19 protein-coding genes and 1 pseudogene are annotated in these 21729 nt (G+C 43.4%); 15 read left to right on the forward strand and 5 right to left on the reverse strand.

Annotation, left to right across the window (positions count from 1 at the left end; genetic code table 11):
• Position 1: 1 nt before the first annotated feature.
• The 6 genes and pseudogenes from ODU46_RS04640 to ODU46_RS04665 all read left to right on the forward strand — a co-directional run bounded on the left by ODU46_RS04640 (position 2) and on the right by ODU46_RS04665 (position 7012).
• Positions 2-1384, forward strand: coding sequence for a dihydrolipoamide acetyltransferase (locus ODU46_RS04640; RefSeq protein WP_398579311.1), 1383 nt, complete (start codon positions 2-4; stop codon positions 1382-1384).
• Between the two features lie 273 nt (positions 1385-1657).
• A complete protein-coding gene (lpdA, locus tag ODU46_RS04645) occupies positions 1658-3418 on the forward strand; it encodes a dihydrolipoyl dehydrogenase (protein ID WP_253213372.1) in 1761 nt (586 codons plus the stop codon).
• A gap of 48 nt (positions 3419-3466) precedes the next feature.
• Positions 3467-4336, forward strand: a pseudogene (locus ODU46_RS04650) (family 1 glycosylhydrolase); the annotation flags it as partial.
• A gap of 8 nt (positions 4337-4344) precedes the next feature.
• A complete protein-coding gene (locus tag ODU46_RS04655) occupies positions 4345-4944 on the forward strand; it encodes a histidine phosphatase family protein (protein WP_024406579.1) in 600 nt (199 codons plus the stop codon).
• Positions 4945-4955: 11 nt separating this feature from the next.
• Positions 4956-5558: a histidine phosphatase family protein gene (locus tag ODU46_RS04660; protein WP_336383249.1), complete on the forward strand. Its 603-nt coding sequence runs from the start codon at positions 4956-4958 to the stop codon at positions 5556-5558.
• A 14-nt stretch (positions 5559-5572) separates the two neighbouring features.
• A complete protein-coding gene (locus tag ODU46_RS04665) occupies positions 5573-7012 on the forward strand; it encodes a 6-phospho-beta-glucosidase (protein ID WP_024406580.1) in 1440 nt (479 codons plus the stop codon).
• A 36-nt stretch (positions 7013-7048) separates the two neighbouring features.
• Here ODU46_RS04665 and ODU46_RS04670 read toward each other — a convergent pair whose 3' ends face one another.
• Positions 7049-8209, reverse strand: a complete 1161-nt coding sequence (locus ODU46_RS04670; RefSeq protein WP_398579312.1) for a DUF6688 family protein — start codon at positions 8207-8209, stop codon at positions 7049-7051.
• A gap of 129 nt (positions 8210-8338) precedes the next feature.
• On the opposite strand from ODU46_RS04670, the gene ODU46_RS04675 reads away from it, so the two are divergent.
• The 4 genes from ODU46_RS04675 to rpsR all read left to right on the forward strand — a co-directional run bounded on the left by ODU46_RS04675 (position 8339) and on the right by rpsR (position 10567).
• Positions 8339-9328 (forward strand): lipoate--protein ligase, encoded by a 990-nt coding sequence (locus tag ODU46_RS04675; protein WP_105140666.1) that lies wholly within the window; start codon positions 8339-8341, stop codon positions 9326-9328.
• A 170-nt stretch (positions 9329-9498) separates the two neighbouring features.
• On the forward strand, positions 9499-9789 hold the full coding sequence (rpsF, locus tag ODU46_RS04680) for a 30S ribosomal protein S6 (protein WP_002942403.1): 291 nt from the start codon (positions 9499-9501) through the stop codon (positions 9787-9789).
• Between the two features lie 11 nt (positions 9790-9800).
• Complete coding sequence (locus ODU46_RS04685; protein WP_002942409.1) at positions 9801-10295, forward strand: single-stranded DNA-binding protein; 495 nt, start codon at positions 9801-9803, stop codon at positions 10293-10295.
• A 32-nt stretch (positions 10296-10327) separates the two neighbouring features.
• On the forward strand, positions 10328-10567 hold the full coding sequence (rpsR, locus tag ODU46_RS04690; RefSeq protein ID WP_002939250.1) for a 30S ribosomal protein S18: 240 nt from the start codon (positions 10328-10330) through the stop codon (positions 10565-10567).
• A gap of 340 nt (positions 10568-10907) precedes the next feature.
• Here the strand turns inward: rpsR and ODU46_RS04695 are convergent, their stop codons facing one another.
• Positions 10908-11564: a DUF1129 domain-containing protein gene (locus ODU46_RS04695; RefSeq protein WP_024385182.1), complete on the reverse strand. Its 657-nt coding sequence runs from the start codon at positions 11562-11564 to the stop codon at positions 10908-10910.
• A gap of 15 nt (positions 11565-11579) precedes the next feature.
• The gene (locus ODU46_RS04700; protein WP_002939248.1) at positions 11580-12524 is read right to left on the reverse strand and encodes a magnesium transporter CorA family protein; all 945 of its coding nucleotides are present in this window, start codon (positions 12522-12524) and stop codon (positions 11580-11582) included.
• Between the two features lie 1086 nt (positions 12525-13610).
• Here ODU46_RS04700 and uvrA point away from each other — a divergent pair.
• The 5 genes from uvrA (at position 13611) to nusB (ending at position 19045) form a co-directional block, all read left to right on the forward strand.
• The gene (uvrA, locus tag ODU46_RS04705; protein ID WP_398579313.1) at positions 13611-16436 is read left to right on the forward strand and encodes an excinuclease ABC subunit UvrA; all 2826 of its coding nucleotides are present in this window, start codon (positions 13611-13613) and stop codon (positions 16434-16436) included.
• Between the two features lie 97 nt (positions 16437-16533).
• A complete protein-coding gene (locus ODU46_RS04710; protein ID WP_336372745.1) occupies positions 16534-17595 on the forward strand; it encodes a Xaa-Pro peptidase family protein in 1062 nt (353 codons plus the stop codon).
• Positions 17596-17658: 63 nt separating this feature from the next.
• Positions 17659-18216, forward strand: a complete 558-nt coding sequence (efp, locus tag ODU46_RS04715; protein WP_002942436.1) for an elongation factor P — start codon at positions 17659-17661, stop codon at positions 18214-18216.
• A gap of 27 nt (positions 18217-18243) precedes the next feature.
• On the forward strand, positions 18244-18636 hold the full coding sequence (locus tag ODU46_RS04720; protein WP_002942446.1) for an Asp23/Gls24 family envelope stress response protein: 393 nt from the start codon (positions 18244-18246) through the stop codon (positions 18634-18636).
• Positions 18626-19045, forward strand: coding sequence for a transcription antitermination factor NusB (gene nusB, locus ODU46_RS04725; protein ID WP_002938276.1), 420 nt, complete (start codon positions 18626-18628; stop codon positions 19043-19045). The genes ODU46_RS04720 and nusB overlap by 11 nt, the downstream gene beginning before the upstream one ends.
• A gap of 80 nt (positions 19046-19125) precedes the next feature.
• On the opposite strand, the gene ODU46_RS04730 is transcribed toward nusB, so the two are convergent.
• Positions 19126-20091, reverse strand: a complete 966-nt coding sequence (locus ODU46_RS04730; RefSeq protein WP_002942449.1) for a LacI family DNA-binding transcriptional regulator — start codon at positions 20089-20091, stop codon at positions 19126-19128.
• Positions 20072-21526 carry a sucrose-6-phosphate hydrolase gene (locus tag ODU46_RS04735; protein WP_398579314.1) on the reverse strand — a complete coding sequence of 485 codons (1455 nt, stop codon included), beginning with the start codon at positions 21524-21526 and terminating at the stop codon, positions 20072-20074. Before ODU46_RS04735 ends, ODU46_RS04730 begins: the two co-directional genes overlap by 20 nt.
• Positions 21527-21729 lie beyond the last annotated feature (203 nt).

The raw sequence follows: 21729 nt of genomic DNA on the forward strand, positions 1-21729 counted from the left end.
TATGGCTATTGAAATCATTATGCCTAAGCTCGGTGTGGACATGCAAGAAGGTGAAATCATCGAGTGGAAAAAACAAGAGGGCGATTTTGTCAACGAAGGCGACGTCATCTTGGAAATGATGTCTGACAAGACCAGCATGGAGCTGGAAGCAGAAGAGTCAGGCATCCTATTGAAAATTGTTCACGGAAACGGTGCTACCGTTCCCGTAACAGAAGTTATTGCCTACATCGGTGCTGAAGGTGAGACGGTTGAAGCTGGAAGTGCTCCTGCTGTTGAACCAGCAGCGGCTATTGAAGAAGTACCTGCAGGTCGTACACCAGTGATTGTTGCTCCTGCAACTGCTGCCAAACCACAAGGTGGTGGCAAGGTTCGTGCGACTCCAGCAGCACGTAAATTGGCGCGTGAGCTTGGAATTGATTTGGGTCTTGTTCCAGGAACAGGTGCTAACGGTCGTGTCCACAAGGTTGACGTCGAAGACTTCAAGGGAGCAGCTCCCAAAGCAACTCCGCTTGCAGCCCGTATTGCAGCAGACCAAGGTGTTGACTTGTCAACCATTACAGGTTCAGGTGTCAACGGTAAGATTGTCAAGAACGACGTTCTTGCAGTACTTGCTCCTGCAGCTGTAGAAACTGCTGCTCCAGCACCAAAAGCAGAAGAAAAACCAGCTAAAGAATTGCCAGAAGGCGTTGAAATCATCAAGATGAGCCCAATGCGTAAGGCGATTTCAAAAGGTATGGTCAACTCTTACTTGACTGCTCCGACATTTACACTTAACTACGATATTGACATGACCAACCTCATGGCACTTCGTAAGCAAGTCCTTGAGCCAATCATGAACAAGACTGGTTTGAAAGTAACCTTTACAGACTTAATCGGTCTTGCGGTTGTTCGTACTTTGATGAAAGAAGAACACCGTTACATGAACGCATCTTTGATTAACGATGCACAAGAAATCGAATTACACAAGTTCGTCAACCTTGGTATCGCAGTAGGTCTAGATGATGGCTTGGTGGTGCCAGTTGTTCACGGCGCAGATAAGATGAGCTTGTCTGACTTTGTGGTGGCTTCGAAAGATGTCATCAAGAAGGCTCAATCTGGTAAGTTGAAGGGGGCTGAAATGTCAGGTTCTACCTTCTCTATCACCAACTTGGGTATGTTTGGTACTAAAACCTTTAACCCAATCATCAACCAACCAAACTCAGCAATCCTTGGTGTAGCATCAACTGTTCAAACACCAGTTGTCATCGACGGCGAAATCAAAATCCGTCCAATCATGGCACTCTGCTTGACCATCGACCACCGTATCATTGATGGTATGAATGGTGCTAAGTTCATGGTTGACTTGAAGAACTTGCTGGAAAACCCATTGGAATTGTTGATCTGAGATAAGATGCAAAAGGCGTTAAGAAAACCGTATGAAAATAGGAAATCAACGATGTGCCTTGAGGCACGAGGCGATTTATCTTTTTCAATAGGTTTTTAGCCTGTGCTCAATTTGGTAAAGAGAAAAAATAAAGAAAGGGAATAAGAGCGAGAGAGTTTTAGCAATTGAACCCGAGCGGAAAGCTCGGAAAAAAGACAAATCGTTTAGAAAATCAGGATTTTCTACGATTTCCTATTTTTCAGTCGCTTTCTCTTCGCTCTTGGTATCTTAAACATGGCAATTGAAATTATTATGCCGAAACTTGGTGTAGATATGCAAGAAGGTGAAATCATCGAGTGGAAAAAACAAGAGGGTGATTTTGTCAACGAGGGTGATGTTATCTTGGAGATGATGTCAGACAAGACAAGTATGGAATTGGAAGCGGAAGAATCAGGTGTTCTTTTGAAAATCGTTCACGGTAACGGTGCAACAGTTCCTGTAACAGAAGTCATTGCTTACCTTGGTGCAGAAGGTGAAACAGTTGAAGTGGGTGCTGCACCTGCTCCAGCTGAAGTTGCTCAAGCAACTGCTGACTTGAAAGCAGCTGGTTTGGAAGTACCTGCAGCTCCTGCAGCAGCTCCACAAGCTCCGAAGGCGGAATTGGCAGCTGACGAGTACGACATGGTTGTTGTCGGTGGTGGTCCTGCTGGTTACTACGCAGCTATTCGTGGTGCTCAATTGGGCGGTAAAATCGCTATCGTTGAGAAATCAGAATTTGGTGGTACCTGCTTGAACAAGGGATGTATCCCAACTAAGACCTATCTGAAAAACGCTGAAATCCTTGACGGTTTGAAGATTGCGGCTGAGCGTGGTATCAACCTTGCTTCAACCAACTACACTGTTGACATGGATAAGACAGTCGACTTCAAGAACAAGGTTGTGAAGACATTGACTGGTGGCGTTCAAGGTCTTTTGAAAGCTAACAAGGTAACAATCTTCAATGGTCTTGGTCAAGTAAACCCTGATAAGACGGTTGTTATTGGCGACAAAGTTATCAAAGGTCGTAGCATCATCCTTGCAACAGGTTCTAAAGTATCACGCATCAACATCCCAGGTATTGATTCTAAGCTAGTATTGACTTCTGACGATATCCTTGACTTGCGTGAAATTCCTAAGTCACTGACTGTTATGGGCGGTGGCGTAGTCGGTGTGGAGCTTGGTTTGGTTTACGCATCATACGGTACAGAAGTAACAGTTGTTGAAATGGCTGACCGTATCATTCCAGGTATGGACCGTGAAGTGTCTGTTGAATTGCAAAAAGTCCTTTCTAAGAAAGGTATGAAATTCTTGACATCTGTTGGTGTATCTGAAATCATCGAAGCTAATAACCAATTGACTATCAAGTTGAATGACGGCTCAGAAATCGTTTCTGAAAAAGCCCTTCTTTCAATCGGTCGTGTACCACAATTGGCTGGTCTTGAAAATCTTAACCTTGAATTGGACCGCGGTCGTATCAAGGTTAACGAATACCAAGAAACTTCTATCCCAGGCATCTACGCACCAGGTGATGTCAACGGTACTAAGATGTTGGCACACGCTGCTTACCGTATGGGTGAAGTGGCAGCTGAAAATGCGATCCACGGTAACCACCATAAAGCTAAATTGGACTTCACACCAGCAGCGGTTTACACACACCCAGAAATCGCTATGGTTGGTTTGACAGAAGACCAAGCTATCGAGAAATACGGTAAAGAAAACATCCTTATCGGTCGCAACAGCTTCACTGGTAACGGTCGTGCTATTGCTTCTAACGAAGCACATGGTTTCGTAAAAGTTATTGCTGATAAAAAATACCATGAAATCCTTGGTGTTCATATCATCGGTCCAGTTGCAGCTGAAATGATTAACGAAGCAGCAACTATCATGGAATCTGAATTGACAGTTGACGACGTAGCAGCATCAATCCACGGTCACCCAACCTTCTCAGAGGTTATGTATGAAGCCTTCCTAGATGTTCTTGGTGTAGCGATTCACAACCCACCAAAACGGAAATAATATAATAAATGAAAAGAAAGTCCACGTGGCTTTCTTTTTTTGCATGTTGGCGGCTTGCTATTTGAAGATGGTCAGTTGCACTTGGACGAAATGTACCAAGCAGTCCACCATCAGTTTATCGCTTCTAGTTTAGCAACAAAAGTTGCTCATGAGATTGATCCAGAAAACAAGGTTGGTTGTATGCTGGCTCGTATGGAAGCCTATCCAGCAACCTGTCATCCAGATGATATGATGTACGCGCTACAAAAAGACCAATCTAACCTGTTTTACTCGGATGTTCAAGTGCGTGGGGAATATCCGCGTTACATGAATCGCTTCTTCAAGGAAAATAATATCACCATTCACTTTGAACCAGGCGATGAAGCGATTTTGAAACAATATCCCGTGGATTTTATGAGTTTTTCATACTATATGACCTCCGTTACCCGCCATCCAAATAATCAAACGCCAGAGCAAAAAGCGACAGCAGGAAACTTGATTCTAGGCGAAGCAAATCCATATCTGGAAGCCTCTGACTGGGGTTGGCAGATTGATCCTGTCGGCCTCCGTCTCACACTCAATAAGCTCTACGACCGTTACCAAGTTCCTCTCTTCATTGTGGAAAATGGCTTGGGTGCCTTGGATACGGTTGAGAAGGATGGTTCCATTCACGATCATTATCGGATTGATTACCTTCGCAAACATGTGGAACAAATGTATGAAGCCATCGAAGATGGGGTAGAACTCATGGGTTACACTTGGTGGGGTTGCACGGACTTGGTTTCAGCTTCAACATCAGAAATGTCCAAACGGTACGGTTTTGTTTATGTAGATGCGGATGACCAAGGAAATGGCAGCTTTGACCGTTCACGGAAGGATTCCTTCTTCTGGTATAAGGACCTTATCGCAAGTAATGGAGCAAGCATTTTGAATGACTAGGAGGTTCTATGGTAAAAACAATCTATTTGATGCGCCATGGGGAAACACTTTTTAACACCCAAGGTCGTGTACAGGGCGTTTGCGATTCTCCTTTGACGGAAAATGGCAGAGCGCAAGCACAGGCGGCTAAGAATTACTTTGCTGAGCAAGGTATCCAGTTTGGTGCAGTCTATTCTTCCACACAGGAACGTGCGACAGATACTGCCAAGATTGTGTCAGGTCAGGAGAATGTCCAGCAATTAAAAGGGCTCAAAGAAATGGATTTCGGCATTTTCGAAGCACAACCTGAAATGCTTTTGCCCAAGTTTCGTCCAGGAGCCAATTCATTTGAAGACCTCTTGGTGCCTTTCGGAGGTGAGGATATTCGTACAGTCGGACAACGAGTAGCTCAGACGGTAGAAGAGACGGTGTCAGAACAGGATGAAAAAACGGTGTTGGCTGTCAGTCATGGTGCAGCCATGTGGGGCTTTATGTTGCACCACAAAATCGAACTTCCAGCTGATTTCCGATTTAGCAACTGTGCCATTTGCCAGTTAGAATACGATGGGGACCAGATTCGCTTAGTCAAAGTAATCAACCCTGTCCTCAATCAAGTGATTGATTTGTAAGGAGGAGGAAAATGGCAACAAAATTGTACTTAATGCGCCATGGACAAACTCGGTTTAATCAACAAGGTCGGATTCAAGGGGCCTGTGATTCTCCCCTGACAGAACTGGGAAAAGAGCAAGCACTAGCTGCTCACCAGTATTTTCAAGAGCAAGGGATTGAGTTCGATAAAATCTATTCTTCAACCCAAGAACGTGCCTGTGACACAGCCGAATTGGTATCTGGAAGGACGGACTATACTCGCTTGAAAGGCTTGAAAGAACAGGATTTTGGAGCTTTCGAGGGTCAACAGGAATATCTTAACCCTCCTCTCCAAGGAGATATTGGCTACGGTGATTACTTTGTCACCTTTGGAGGAGAGTCTTATCAAGATGTCCGAAAACGAATGGTCGAAACCATTGGGGGCATTATGGAAGAAGCAGACGATCAATCTGTTTTAGTGGTCAGTCACGGAGCTGCCATAGCTCAATTTTTCAGGCAGGTATTGACAAACTATCCGCAAGTTCGGATGCGTAATTGTGCTATATTGACCTTTGATTATGAGGATGGAAAGTATGACCTAGTCAGTGTCGTTGACCCTGTGAACAGAGAGGTTCTTTATCAACAGCAAAGCTAGGAAAAGGAGAAAAAATGACAGTAACAAAAGTATTTCCAGAAGGATTTTTATGGGGTGGTGCAACAGCTGCCAACCAATGTGAGGGTGCCTATGATGTGGACGGGCGTGGACTTGCCAATGTTGACGTAGTTCCAATTGGTGAAGACCGTGGTGCCATTATTACTGGTCGTAAGAAGATGTTTGATTTTGAGGATGGCTATTTCTACCCAGCCAAAGAGTCCATTGACATGTACCACCATTTCAAGGAGGATATTGCCCTCTTTGGTGAAATGGGCTTTAAGACCTATCGTCTATCCATCGCCTGGTCCCGTATTTTCCCTAAGGGAGACGAGCTAGAGCCGAACGAAAAAGGCTTGCGATTCTACGAAGACTTGTTTAAGGAGTGCCACAAGTACGGCATTGAGCCCCTTGTGACCATTACCCACTTTGACTGTCCAATGCACTTGATTGAGACCTACGGTGGCTGGCGCAATCGTAAGATGCTTGAATTTTACGAACGCCTGTGCCGTACCCTCTTCACACGCTACAAGGGATTGGTCAAATACTGGCTGACTTTCAACGAGATCAACATGATTCTCCATGCACCATTTATGGGAGCAGGTCTCTATTTTGAAGAAGGTGAAAATGTGGAACAGGTCAAATACCAGGCTGCCCACCACGAGCTTGTTGCCTCAGCCATTGCCACAAAATTGGCCCATGAAATTGACCCAGAAAACAAGGTTGGTTGTATGTTGGCCGCAGGTCAATACTACCCACATACCTGTCACCCACGTGATGTCTGGGAAGGCTTGCAAGAAGACCGTGAAAATTATTTCTTCATCGATGTGCAGGCGCGTGGCTACTATCCAAACTATGCCAAGAAGAAGTGGGAGCGTGCAGGCATTGAGATTGAAATGACAGACGAAGACCTAGCACTCCTGAAAGAGCATACGGTGGACTTTATTTCCTTCTCTTACTACTCTAGCCGTGTTGCATCTGGCGATCCAGCAGAGAAGGAAAAAACAGCAGGCAATATCTTTGCTTCTATTAAAAACCCTTACCTAGACGCATCGGAGTGGGGCTGGCAGATTGACCCACTCGGTTTCCGCATTACCCTCAACTCTATCTGGGATCGCTACCAAAAGCCACTCTTTGTGGTTGAAAATGGTCTGGGAGCAGTTGACACACCAGATGAAAATGGCTATGTGGAAGATGATTACCGTATCGACTACCTCCGTCAACACGTCTTAGCCATGCGCGACGCCATTGTCGAAGACGGCGTTGAACTCTTGGGCTACACCACTTGGGGCTGTATTGACCTAGTTTCTGCTGGAACAGGCGAAATGAAAAAACGCTACGGCTTCATCTACGTTGACCGCGACAATGAAGGAAATGGAACCCTCAAACGTTCCAAGAAAAAATCATTTGAATGGTATAAGAAAGTCATCGCTACAAACGGAGCTGACGTGGAATAAAATTTATTGAAAAGAAGCTGAATAATCTTCAGCTTATCATTTTTTTATAGGTAAATACTGACGTGCTATCCGATTTTCTGGCTTACGATCGTGCAGATAGATGACGATGAGGAAGAGCCATTCTGCCGGCTTCATTAGCAGATAAACGAGGTCTGCCTGCCAGGCTGTGCGAATATGTTTGGAAATGGGATAGCCATATCGATCGTAGTTAGAACGGATACATCGATGCAGGCGTGGACATCTTTCTTCTAAAATTTGTTCAAAGGCATTGGCAATTTGTAGCTGACGGTTGACCACCACACGATGACCATGGCGTTCTCCCATGCGAATGGGTTTGACCAATTTGCGGTGTCCAGCGGCCCCCACTGTACAAAGGTAGTGTTCGTCATAGAAGGTGTTTGGTGGGGAGACTTTTTCCGATAAGGCCCAATCGCTGGTTTCTGACCACATTTGAAGCAGCTGGTCAGGTTTTTGACCAAAGAGAATGAGATAAGAGCCAAGAACTGCAAGATAGGGCAGGCTGAAGAAGAGCAACCAGATTGGCAGAGAAAGGCTTCTTTGCAGGAGAACAGAAAGTCTAGGAAAGCGTGGATTGCACTGCTTGGCTAAATCTTCTTGCCATAATTGAATGGTTTGTAAAATGGTCCGACTGTAAATAAGACAGATATTGAAGGGGACCAAACACAGATAGCTGTAGGTGAGTAAATCTGTTTCGATCAAACTAGAAAGTTGAATAGTCCACAAAATAGCAAAGACAAAACTTGGATACAGGCAGCTGATGAGGAGGACCGTTAGGAGAGGGGAGAGGAGCTTAGTTTGGTTGATGTTCAGCACTAAATAAGCTAAAAGACCCATAAGAAGCAGGAAGAACTGCCCTGACCAGGCTTCTGTTTGAATGGGGCTGTGGATCTGTCTATTAACTAAGGTTTCTGTCCAATCGACGTAAACAACTTGGGCTTCATCAAGAGCTAGCCAACTCAGTACGATTCCAAAAAAGAATATCAAGCTATCATTGACCCAGAAAACGTATTCTTTTAATTGCTTTTTCAAGAGTGCCATAAAATGACAGATGTTTTTCCAGGTCAAATAAAGAGGAAGGATAAAGCAAATGATGGGAAGATTGATTATCCACATAAAAGGAACCAAGATACTTGAGATAATATAAATTTGCCAGAATAGTTTTAAGCGTTTATTCATGTTAACCTCCTTCCCTAGCCTACCATCATTTTTTAGAAAATTCAAGAATGGACAAGAAGAGTTTCAATACTTGCCTTTTGTTATCGTTTCCACTATAATAAAAATTAGTTAACAATAAAGGAGTTTTGCATGAAATACATCGTAAACAACAGCAATGACCCAGCTTATAACATCGCCCTCGAAGCCTATGCCTTCAAGGAATTAACAGATATTGACGAGATTTTTATCCTTTGGATCAATGAGCCAGCCATCATTATCGGTAAGCACCAGAATGCTATTGAAGAAATTAACAAGGAATTCACAGACGAAAAAGGCATCCATGTTGTTCGCCGTCTGTCAGGTGGTGGCGCTGTCTATCATGACCTCAACAACCTCAACTATACCATTATATCTAATAAGGCAGACGAGGGAGCTTTTGACTTCAAAACCTTCTCCAAGCCTGTGATTGATACCCTAGCAACACTGGGTGTTGAGGCAAATTTCACCGGCCGTAATGACCTGGAAATTGATGGTAAGAAAATCTGTGGTAATGCCCAAGCATATGCAAAAGGTCGTATGATGCACCACGGTTGCTTGCTCTTTGATGTGGATATGTCAGTCCTCGCAAGTGCTCTTAAAGTCAGCAAGGACAAGATTGAGTCCAAGGGAGTCAAATCAGTCCGTGCTCGCGTGACCAATATCAATAACGAATTGCCAGAGAAGATGACAGTCTTGGAGTTCAAGGACGCCATTCTCAACCAGATGAAGCAAGAATACCCAGACATGGACGAGTACGTCTTGTCAGAAGATGACTTGGCTCGTATCCAAGAAATCCGTGATACCCAGTTTGCGACATGGGATTGGACCTACGGTCAAACACCAGAATACACAGTGGAGCGTAGCGTGCGTTACCCAGCTGGTAAAATCACAACCTACATCAAGGCTGAAAAATCTGTGATCGAATCTATCAAGATTTACGGAGACTTCTTCGGTATTGGTGATGTATCGGACATCGAAGACTTGCTGGTTGGCACTCGGTACGAGTACGTAGATGTCCTAGCGAAACTCCAAGAAATCGACACAACACACTATTTCTCACGCATGACAACAGAAGAAGTAGCAAAAGCAATTGTAGCTTAATCCATAGGGCTGCCCTTTGTTTGGCAGTCTTTATTTTTTGTGAAAATGTTTTCAGAAAACTGTTTTCGCTTGCACATTTTCTATATTATGGTATAATTATTTTCTGTGAGTATCCCTCACTTACTCGTGGCTAGACCATGAGTCATTAGACCAAAAGGAGGAACATATCAATGGCTAAATACGAAATTCTTTATATTATTCGTCCAAACATTGAAGAAGAAGCTAAAAACGCTTTGGTAGCACGCTTTGACTCTATCTTGACTGACAACGGTGCAACTATCGTTGAATCAAAAGCATGGGAAAAACGTCGCCTTGCATACGAAATCAAAGATTTCCGCGAAGGTTTGTACCACATCGTTAACGTTGAAGCTAACAACGATGAAGCTCTTAAAGAGTTTGACCGTTTGTCAAAAATCAACGGCGACATTCTTCGTCACATGATTGTCAAACTTGACGCGTAAGAAGGTGTTGTATGATTAATAATGTAGTATTGGTTGGTCGTATGACCCGTGATGCAGAACTTCGTTATACTCCGTCTAATCAAGCTGTTGCGACTTTTACTTTGGCGGTTAACCGCAATTTTAAAAATCAAAACGGTGAGCGTGAAGCGGACTTTATCAACGTAGTCATTTGGCGTCAACAAGCTGAGAATTTGGCGAATTGGGCTAAGAAAGGTGCTCTGATTGGTGTTACAGGTCGTATCCAGACTCGTAGCTATGACAATCAGCAAGGGCAACGTGTCTACGTTACTGAGGTAGTTGCAGAAAGTTTCCAACTCTTGGAAAGCCGTACTGCCCGTGAAGGTCAAGGTGGAGGCTATTCAGCTGGCAACTCGTTTGCTGGAGGAAATGACTATAACTCGCCTTATCAAGCGCCTGCACAATCTACACCAAACTTCGCTCGAGAAGAAAGTCCATTTGGAGCAAGTAATCCAATGGACATATCAGACGATGACCTACCATTCTAGGTCTGAAAATAATAATATAAAGGAGAACACACATGGCTCAACAACGTCGTGGCGGTTTCAAACGCCGTAAAAAAGTTGACTATATCGCAGCTAACAAAATTGAATATGTTGATTACAAAGATACTGAGCTTCTTAGCCGTTTCATTTCTGAACGTGGAAAAATCCTTCCACGCCGTGTAACTGGAACTTCAGCTAAAAACCAACGTAAAGTAACAACAGCTATCAAACGTGCTCGCGTTATGGCTCTTTTACCATTCGTAAACGAAGATTAAAAAAATCGCCCTGTGTGGCGATTTTTTCTTGCGCTCTAGAAATGCGAAAGGCGCAATAACAGTATAGACTGTTTTGTCACGAGCATGAAAATGAGAAAGCGAGGTACAGTCTGGGGATGGACTGTTTCAACCCGAGCCAAGAAATGAGAAAGCGAGGTACAGTCTGGGGATGGACTGTTTCAACCCGAGCCAAGAAGTTAGAAAGCGAGCACAGTCTGGGGATAGACTGTTTCAGCAGATTACATAGACAAGTGATAGCGGATAAAGTTCTCGGGTGATTTGATAGCTGGACTGTATAGATAAACAAAAGCGACTGGAATATTCCAATCGCTTTGTTTTATTATTGAACTGGGGACATAGCATTGCGAATGTTATATTTCTTTTTCAAGAGGTAGCGTGCACCGAAAGCAGCAGCTCCGATAAGAATAGTAACAAGCGGAGGGAGAACTGGGTTAAATGCGGCTGGAATTAGTGCTGCTAGAATGAAAACGACTGACCAAGCCAGCGTAGCAAGTCCAAGAAAAGCGATAGCTTTCAGCAATTTAGGACGTTGCCCAGTCTTAATTTGTTCTCTATAAACGAAATGGTACATCAAGTACATCCCTGCACCAACACCGAAACCGATGACAAATAAGGTCAATAGCCCATACTGTGCACCTTGGCCAAAAAGATTCATCAAACCATTGATACCAGCAATAATTGCAAGCATGAAAAGACTAGAATCTAGCCACATCAACCATGGATTTTCATTGTATTCCACTTGGTCTTTCTTTTCCTGTTCAGAAATTGTCTTACTAGCAGCCCACTCACTTGGTGCTCCATAGAGATTGCGGGCAGTCACGCCAGTTTTTTGCTTTTCAATAATAGTAGGCAAGATTTCTTCCAATAGTTCTTTGATTTCACTATCAGTCTTACCATCTTTGATTAATTGGTTAGTAGCAATGTGAATGAATTCTTGATTTTTTTTAGTTAATCCATTAATTTCTGTAAATGACATGTAAATCTCCTTAGGTTAAAACCATCTCTTACGGATGAAGTAGAAGGTAAGTGATAGGCTGATTGCAAATGCGAAGAGGATAATCCACCAAAAAGCATAGGGAATATCGTTAAAAGGAATGATATTGTCCTTAAAGTTCATACCGTATGCAGAGAAGACCATGGTTGGGATAGAGAGAACGATTGTCACTAATGCCAAGGTTTTCATGATGGTATTCTGGTTGTTAGAAATGATAGAAGCAAAGGCATGGGTCATAGAGTTCAGGATGGAACCATAGATGTCTGCCATCTCAATGGCCTGTTGGGTTTCGACCAAGGTATCTTCAAGCAAATCCTCATCCTCTTCATACTTACGGAGTAGACGTGAGGAACTAGCAAGTTTTTTGACCAAACGCTCATTGGTTTTGAGGGAAGCCTTGAAGTAGACGATGGTTTTTTCCAATTCCATGAGTACAATTAATTCTTCATTTCGAGTAGCCTCATGGAGTTGCTTCTCAATCTCTTCGCTCTTTCTGTCAATGGTCCGTAGGGCTGACAAGTAGAGTTGAGCATTGCGGTAGAGAATTTGGAAAACGAAACGAGACTTCATGAAAGTGAAGAAATTTCGTAGACGACGATGGATAAACTGCTCAAACAGTGGCAACGGTTCCAAACAAGTCGTGATAATCGCATCATCTGTTAGAATAATTCCCAAAGGAATAGTAATATAATATGTCTTGTTGTTTCGTTCTTCAAGAATTGGGACGTCGACCAGGATGAGCGTATAGTCGTCTTCGACAGTGATACGAGAGGATTCTTCCGCATCGAGCGGTGCTCGCAGGTCAGCGATGTCAATCTTATAGTGTTCAGCCACTTCCATAGACTCACTCTGGGAGGGGTTGACCAAATTAATCCAAGCCCCTGGTTCAAAGGTTTGGATTTCTTCTAAATCAGTCATGGTTGATAGAAAAATTTGTTTCATATCTTTGCCCTCCTTTTATCTTTGTTGCGTTAACGCAACCTCTATTATACCAAAAAATGTGCAGTTTCGGAAAGGTTTTATATAGAAATGTGTTATAATATGTAGACATTTAAGCGAATAAGTTGTACGGACTTTTCCTTGTTCCGTATACCATAGCTTATAGCCTCTTAAGAAAGGATTTGAACGCGTGCTAAAAACCTAGCAAAAAAAGATACGCAGCCGTTTCAGCTTCAGCTGATTACGGATGTGGATGCTGTAAAGCGCAAATCTTCTCGTGTGTTTGGCACACTTTGCAGATTTCCTATTTTTGGACGGTTTCTTGACATGAGATTTTCAAAACGATATTTTTTGAAAATCGAGCTAATACAAGATATAGGAATTGCCCATAGGCAGTTTCGTCTGGTGTCGCGGAGTTAATCGACCGTTACCAGTTATCTTGTGAACGCACTTATAATTTAGAAAGGAATTGAACACGGGCTAATGATGTTGGTGTAATGAGGAAAACTGTGTTTTCCCTATTTCCCGATTGTAACAGTCTCCCAGACTGTTACAACGCCCTCTGTATCTTTAGAAAGGAATTGAATGCGTGCTAAAAGCGTCGAGTTTTATACGGTTTCTTGACGTGAGATTTTCAAAACGATATTTTTTGAAAATCGAGCTAATACAAGATATAGGAATTGCCCATAGGCAGTTTCGTCTGGTGTCGCGGAGTTAATCGACCGTCACCAGTTATCTTGTGAACGCACTTATATTAGAAAGGAATTGAACACGCCCTAAACGCTGTGTGAAAAAGTACTAGTTGCCTCATGTTTCAGCATGGAGACCGGCTTCTGCGTCGTAGACATCTGTGCTTTCTTCGGTTTTCAACCTGTGAAAGCACTAGTTGTCTTGACGGGGGTGCGTCTTCGAAATCACAGATTTCGGACTTACCGCCTATTTTCACTTTGCGTTTTACGGGCTTTGTATCTTTAGAAAGGATTTGAATGCGTGCTAAAAGCGTCGAGAAAAAGACAAAATGTTTTGTCACGAAGTGACGTCACATTTTCCTATTTTCTTCTCGCTTTCTTAACGCACTTATATCATGTTATGCAAGAAAATATTGTGATTCATGGGGCTCGTGCCCATAATTTAAAAAATATTGATGTGACCATTCCGCGTGAGAAATTGGTGGTGGTGACTGGTTTGTCGGGTTCTGGTAAGTCGAGTTTGGCTTTTGATACCTTGTATGCCGAAGGCCAACGTCGTTATGTGGAATCTTTGTCTGCCTATGCTCGTCAGTTCTTGGGCAACATGGACAAACCTGATGTGGATTCCATAGAAGGTCTCAGCCCTGCTATTTCCATAGACCAAAAAACAACCTCGCGGAATCCGCGTTCGACGGTTGGGACGGCGACGGAAATCAATGACTATCTCCGTTTGCTCTATGCTCGGGTTGGGGTGCCCTACTGTATCAATGGGCATGGGGCGATTTCGGCTTCATCAGTAGAACAAATCGTCGATGAGGTCTTGGAATTGCCAGAGCGTCAACGTTTGCAGATTTTAGCTCCGATTGTGCGGAAGAAAAAGGGGCAGCACAAGACCATTTTTGAGAAAGTCCAGAAGGATGGCTACGTTCGGGTCCGTGTCAATGGCGATGTTTATGATGTGTCGGAAGTGCCTGAGTTGTCTAAGAGCAAGGCTCATAACATTGAGGTTGTGGTCGATCGGATTGTCATCAAAGAAGGCATTCGCTCGCGGCTTTTTGACTCCATTGAGGCGGCCTTGCGGATTGCGGACGGTTACGTCATCATCGATACCATGGATGAGAAGGAACTGCTGTTCTCTGAGTACTATGCCTGCCCAGTTTGTGGCTTTACGGTGCCTGAGTTGGAGCCCCGCCTTTTCTCTTTCAATGCTCCTTTTGGGTCTTGTAGCGACTGTGACGGTTTGGGCATGAAGCTGGAAGTGGATACGGATTTGATTGTCCCAGATGCCAGCAAGACCTTGCGTGAGGGTGCCTTGGCTCCTTGGAATCCAATCTCTTCTAACTACTACCCTCAGATGTTGGAGCAGGCTATGAACCACTTTGGCGTGGACATGGACAAGCCTTTTGAGGAATTGACGGAAGAGGAGAAGAACCTGATTTTCAACGGTTCTGACGGGAAAGAATTCCATTTCCACTATGAAAATGAGTTCGGTGGGGTGCGTGATATTGACATTCCATTCGAGGGCTTGATTACTAACATTAACCGCCGCTACCGTGAAACCAATAGTGATTACACGCGGACGGTCATGAAGGCCTATATGAATGAATTGACCTGTGGAACCTGCCACGGCTATCGCCTCAATGATCAAGCTCTGTCTGTTAAAGTCGGTGGTGAGAAAGGACTTCATATCGGGCAGCTATCTGACTTGTCTGTAGCAGATCATCTGGAAGTTATTGAAAATCTGACCTTGTCTGAAAACGAAGCCACCATTGCGACACCGATTGTCAAGGAAATCAAGGATCGCCTGTCCTTCCTTAATAACGTAGGCTTGAATTACCTGACCCTTTCGCGAGCAGCTGGTACGCTTTCGGGTGGGGAGAGTCAGCGGATTCGTTTGGCGACCCAGATTGGCTCTAACCTATCTGGTGTTCTCTATATTTTGGATGAGCCGTCGATTGGCCTGCACCAGCGGGACAATGACCGCCTCATTGCTAGCCTTAAGAAGATGCGTGATTTGGGAAATACCTTGATTGTGGTGGAGCATGATGAGGATACCATGCGTGAGGCGGATTGGTTGATTGATATCGGTCCAGGTGCGGGTGTCTTCGGTGGAGAAATCGTGGCCTCTGGAACGCCTGCCCAAGTAGCTAAAAACAAGAAATCCATTACAGGTCAGTACCTGTCTGGCAAACGAGAAATTCCAGTCCCTCTCGAACGCCGTGTTGGAAATGGTCGTTTCCTAGAGGTAACAGGTGCTAAGGAAAACAACTTGCAGGATGTGACGGTCCGTTTCCCACTCGGAAAATTTGTAGCGGTGACAGGGGTGTCTGGCTCTGGGAAATCAACCCTGGTCAACTCCATTCTGAAAAAAGCCATTGCTCAGAAGCTCAATCGCAATTCGGACAAGCCAGGCAAGTTCAAGTCCATTTCAGGAATTGAACACTTGGACCGCTTAATTGATATTGACCAAAGCCCGATTGGACGGACACCGCGTTCCAACCCAGCTACCTACACAGGTGTTTTTGACGATATTCGTGACCTCTTTTCCCAGACCAATGAGGCAAAAATCCGTGGCTACAAGAAGGGGCGTTTCTCCTTTAACGTCAAAGGTGGTCGTTGTGAGGCTTGTTCGGGTGACGGGATTATCAAGATTGAAATGCACTTCCTGCCTGATGTCTTTGTACCTTGTGAAGTCTGTCATGGACATCGTTACAACTCGGAAACCTTGGAAGTGCACTACAAGGAGAAAAATATCGCTCAGGTCCTTGATATGACGGTCAATGATGCGGTGGAATTCTTCAAACACATTCCAAAAATCGAACGCAAGCTCCGTACCATTCAAGATGTGGGCTTGGGTTATGTTACTCTTGGTCAACCTGCGACCACCCTGTCAGGTGGGGAAGCCCAGCGGATGAAATTGGCTTCTGAACTCCACAAGCGGTCAACTGGCAAGTCCCTCTATATCTTGGACGAGCCGACGACTGGCCTGCATACTGAGGATATTGCCCAGTTGCTCAAGGTCTTGGCCCGCTTTGTTGATGACGGTAACACTGTCCTTGTCATCGAGCACAATCTGGATGTCATCAAGACGGCTGACCACATTATCGACATGGGGCCAGAAGGCGGTGTCGGTGGCGGTACCGTTGTCGCGACAGGAACGCCAGAAGAAGTGGCGGATAACCCAGCCAGCTTTACAGGCCAGTATTTGAAAACGAAGTTGAAATAAAAAGTCGCTCTGGCGGCTTTTTTCTCTATCTGCTAGAAAGAATTGGTATTTGTCCGCATTTCTGCTATAATAGTTACAAAATCTTTGGAGGTGTAGGATGCAAAAAAGACTTGAAAAATTCGAAGCAAAATTAGCCCAATCAGATGTGGATGGGATTTTGGTAACAGGTCAAAACAATATTTACTACCTAACTGGTTTTTGGGGGACAGAGGCGACTGTCTTCATCAGTGGCAAGCGTCGCTTGTTTGTGACTGATTCGCGTTATACTTTGATAGCCAAGGCATCAGTAAAAGGTTTTGATATTATCGAGAGCCGTTTTGCCCTTGAAGAAATTGCTAAGGTGATTAAGGAAGATGGACTAGAAACCATTGGTTTTGATAGCGAGGTGACCTATGGCTTCTATCAAAGTCTGACCAGCATTTTTGAGGGTTATCAACTAGTTGCTATGTCAAACTTTATCGAAGACTTGCGCATGATTAAGGATGAGAAAGAAATTGCGACCATTCGCCGTGCATGTCAAATTTCGGATCAGGCTTTTATTGATGTTCTCGACTTTATCAAACCAGGTCAGACGACTGAGATGGACGTCAATCATTTCCTTGACCACCGCATGCGTCAACTAGGTGCAGAAGTGGCATCATTTGAGTTTATCGTGGCATCTGGCTACCGCTCTGCTATGCCTCATGGAAGAGCATCTGAAAAGGTTATCCAAACTGGTGAGACCTTGACGCTGGATTTTGGTTGCTATTACCAACATTATGTCAGCGATATGACACGGACCATCCATATCGGTCATGTGACAGATCAAGAGCGTGAGATTTACGATGTGGTCTTGCGTGCCAATAAGGCTTTAATTGAGCAGGCCAAAGAAGGCGTCACCTACCGCGAGTTTGATGCTATTCCTCGTGAGATTATCAATGCGGCGGGTTACGGAGCCAACTTTACACACGGTATTGGCCACGGAATCGGCTTGGACATTCATGAGTATCCATATTTCGGAAAATCTGACGAAACTATCAAGGCGGGAATGGTCTTGACGGATGAGCCGGGAATTTATTTGGATGACAAATACGGTGTCCGTATCGAAGATGACCTATTGATTACGGAAAACGGTTGTGAAGTCTTGACATTAGCTCCCAAGGAATTGATTGTCATTTGAGAAATTTGACAGTTTGTGGTAGAATAAAACGAATAAATAAAATTTGAAGAGGTATTCAATACAATGATTGAAGCAAGTAAACTTAGAGCAGGTATGACCTTCGAAGCTGAAGGTAAATTGATTAAAGTTTTGGATGCAAGCCACCACAAACCAGGTAAAGGAAACACCATCATGCGTATGAAATTGCGTGATGTACGTACAGGTTCAACCTTCGATACAACTTACCGTCCAGATGAAAAATTTGAACAAGCTATTATCGAAACAGTTCCAGCACAGTACCTTTACCAAATGGATGACACAGCTTATTTCATGAATACTGAGACTTACGATCAGTATGAAATTCCAGTGGCGACTATCAAAGAAGAATTGCTCTATATCTTGGAGAATTCTGATGTGAAGATCCAGTTCTACGGAACAGAAGTGATCGGTGTTACTGTACCAACAACTGTTGAATTGGTCGTTGCAGAAACACAACCATCTATCAAAGGTGCGACTGTTACAGGTTCAGGTAAACCAGCTACGATGGAAACAGGTCTTGTAGTCAACGTACCAGACTTTATCGAAGCAGGTCAAAAACTCGTTATCAACACAGCTGAAGGAACTTACGTATCACGTGCTTAATCGTTTCCTCTTAAGAAAGGAGAGCCTATGACAACAGAATATCAAGGCGAGATTGTTATCGCACCTCGCGTCCTTGAAGTAATTACAGGCATTGCTGCAGCGAAAGTTGATGGAGTACATTCCCTTCAAAATAAGCGTGTAGCAGACAGTTGGTCCAAAACATCGTTAAATAAAGGTGTTTATCTTGAAACTGACGAGGAAGGTCGAGTGACTGCGGATATTTACGTCTATCTAGAATATGGTGTAAATGTTCCTGCCGTATCAATGGACATCCAGCGTGCAGTCAAGACAGCAGTTTACAACTATGCAGAAGTTCAAGTGGCTGCGGTTAATATCCATGTCAGCGGCATTGTTCCTGATAAAACACCAAAACCAGCATTGAAAGATTTATTCGGAGAGGATTTCCTTGATGAAGAATAACAGACATGCCCTGCGTAAGTGCGCTTTGCAGGCAATCGTATCACTTGAATTTGGTCAAGAACCTGTTCAGGCAGCTCAGTTTTCTTATCTTTATGATAGAGAGGAAGAGCAAGAAGGAGTTGAAATTCCGCTCTTTCTCCTTAACCTTGTCAATGGTGTAGCAGACTATCGTGATGACTTGGATAAGGAGTTGTCTAGCCGATTAAAAGCAGGATGGACCTTAGACCGTTTAACCTTGATTGACAAGAATATCATGCGACTAGGCCTATTTGAAATCTTACATTTCGAAGAAACGCCAGACCGTGTTGCTGTTAACGAGGCTATTGAATTGGCTAAAGAATTTTCTGATGAATCTTCAGCTAAGTTTGTCAATGGAGTTTTGAGCCAGTTTATTAAAGAAGAAGCCTGATGAGCTTCTTTTTTACTTGAGAAACAAGAGAATGTATCACAAAAAAAAGCTGCACCTAATTTTTATTAGGTACAGCTTTTTTATATACTAGCTCCTGCTAGTAGGCTAATCGGCAGGATATAGTCTGTTTTTGTCAGTTTTTTTCCTTCGATTTTATCAACTAATAGTTCAACCAGCAGGCGAGCTATTTCGGTTAATGGTTGCTTGATGGTTGTCAGTTGAGGATAGTAGTTTTCGATGAAACTTGTTCCATCATAACCAATCAATTTAATATCTTCTGGAATAGACAGCTTCAATGAACGAATGACGTTCCATACCAGCATAGCCGTTGCATCGCCAGATACAAAGATACCATCTGGTTTTTGTTTTTCAAGAATGGCTCGGATTTCCATCTCCTTGCGCACAGGTGAGAAATCACTGGAGATATGAAAAACTTCGGCTTTGTTCAAAATAGATGTGAAACCTACTTGGCGAAGGCCGGTAGGTGAATTGGAATCATCGTTTCCGGTAATCATTAATGGGTTGTGACATCCCGCTTTTTGTAAGGTTTGGGCAGCTAATACCCCGCCAGCAAAATTATCGGAAGAGACAATGGGAATGGAAGGAGAGAGGTTGCGGTCAAAAGCGATAATTGGAGCTACGACACGGTCGTAGTCTTGGATACCGAGATTGTGACTGCCCGAGATAATCCCATCTACTTGGTTAGCTGCCAACATTTCCAGATACTCACGTTCCTTATCGGACTCGTGCTGGCTATTGCAAATAATGGTTTTATAGCCTCGATCAAAAAGCTCTTTTTCTAAATGGCTAATCAATTCAGAATAAAAAATATTGTTTATTGTTGGGAAGATGAGACCAACTAATTTTGCGGATTTACCTTGTAAACTACGAGCTAAATTATTAGGTTTGTAGCCTAGTTCACGCATAGCCTCTTCGACATTGCGAATGGTTTTTTCAGATAGGTATCCTTTTTTATTGATAACGCGCGAGACAGTTGTTGGGCTGACCCCAGCTAACTGTGCGACATCAGTTAGTTTTGCGACCATAATCTAAATGGTAGTAGGTTCCGGTCGGATTACCAGTCGTAATGACGATACCAGACTGATCCGCATCAGGGAAGACACGACCAGAAAATACTTTCTCTCCTTTATTGATAAAGATTTCAAAGACAGATTTGTCGATGAAGATATTGGCTGTAAGAGCTCCTGGAGAAATCTCGCAAGAGCGACTTGTACCGAAATCGAGTGCGAATGGCTGACCACAGTTGCCACGGTCTAATGTAATTCGGCCTTGTTCAGTGTCTACAGACAAGACCAAGCCTTTTTCTTCTTCATTTGCGAACAATACGATTTCATGCTTCGTGCCCGCTGAAAAATCAAGTTCCAATTCGTAAATATTATTGGTTTCTTTTTGGGCTGAAAATGGCTGAGCTTCTTTACGAAGACTGGTAATTGCATCGACTGGATATTGGTAGAGCTTACCGTCCTTGATGGTTAATTCTTTAACCAATGACAGACAGCCTTGGTAGTCATAAGCATCGGTTGGGTATTCCACATCTGGAAGAGCCAACCAGCTAACAGATAGAGTTCGACCGTCTGGTGCATTAAAGGCCTGGGTTGCATAGCACTCAAAACCATAGTCCAGATTGATCAATTCGCTCGGTTCGACAATGCTTGCTGTTTCAGGATCGAAACTCTGACCAATCTTATACATATTTGGATAGATATTGCCATAGTCCAATACCTCTTTGTCCAAGCCTTGTGGGCAGTAGAGTAAGATTGGTTGCTCACCGACGAAAGCAATATTCGGACATTCCATCATATAAGCGGTTATATCATTGGCAAAATCTAGGTCACCAACATAGGACCAGTTGAGGTAGTCGTTATTTTCAGCTTTATAAAGTTTGACAATTCCCTTTTTATCCAGATTTTGTCCACCGACGATAGCATAATATTGCCCTTTATAGTTGAAAATTTGTGGATCACGGAAATGGTCCGTGGTATCTTCTGGTTGCTCAATCAAGACTTTATCAATTTTTTCAATCTTACCATCTTTATCCATCAAGGCACCGATTTGGTATGGATGGCGAACCCAATTTTCATCGCGGACATTTCCAGTATAGAAGAGGAAGAGCTTATCGCCAAATTCCATGGCAGATCCAGAGTAGGCACCGTGGCTATCAAGTGGTGTATCTGGGTACATAACCGTACCAGTTTCTTCAAAATGGACCAAATCCGTTGACTCTGTATGGACCCAAGATTTTAATCCGTGCGCAGCACCGAATGGGAAGTATTGGTAAAAAAGAGTCCACTTTCCATTAAAATAAGAAAATCCATTTGGATCATTTAACAGTCCATGTGGTGTTTCAATATGGAAATTTGTCCTCCAAGGAGAACTCTCTGTATTCTTCTTTATTTTTTCAATATATTCGGGTGTCCAGTCAGCATAAGCCCTGTAACGCTCCTCTGTTGTAAAAGCCATAATTTTCTCCAAATTTTCTAGTTTTTCATTAATATAGTAAACGTTTTCTTGTAAAAAATCAAGCTTTAACAATGTTTTTAAGAAATTCAAAAAAAAATGTGATAAACGTTTGACATATTTTATAAAAGTGATATAATAAAACCATCGAAAGTTTGAAAACACTTTCAAAAAATAAAAAAATATTTAATAAGGAGATTTTTGCA

The organism is Streptococcus sp. 2020WUSS089 (genome assembly GCF_044427405.1).
Lineage (GTDB): Bacteria > Bacillota > Bacilli > Lactobacillales > Streptococcaceae > Streptococcus > Streptococcus hashimotonensis.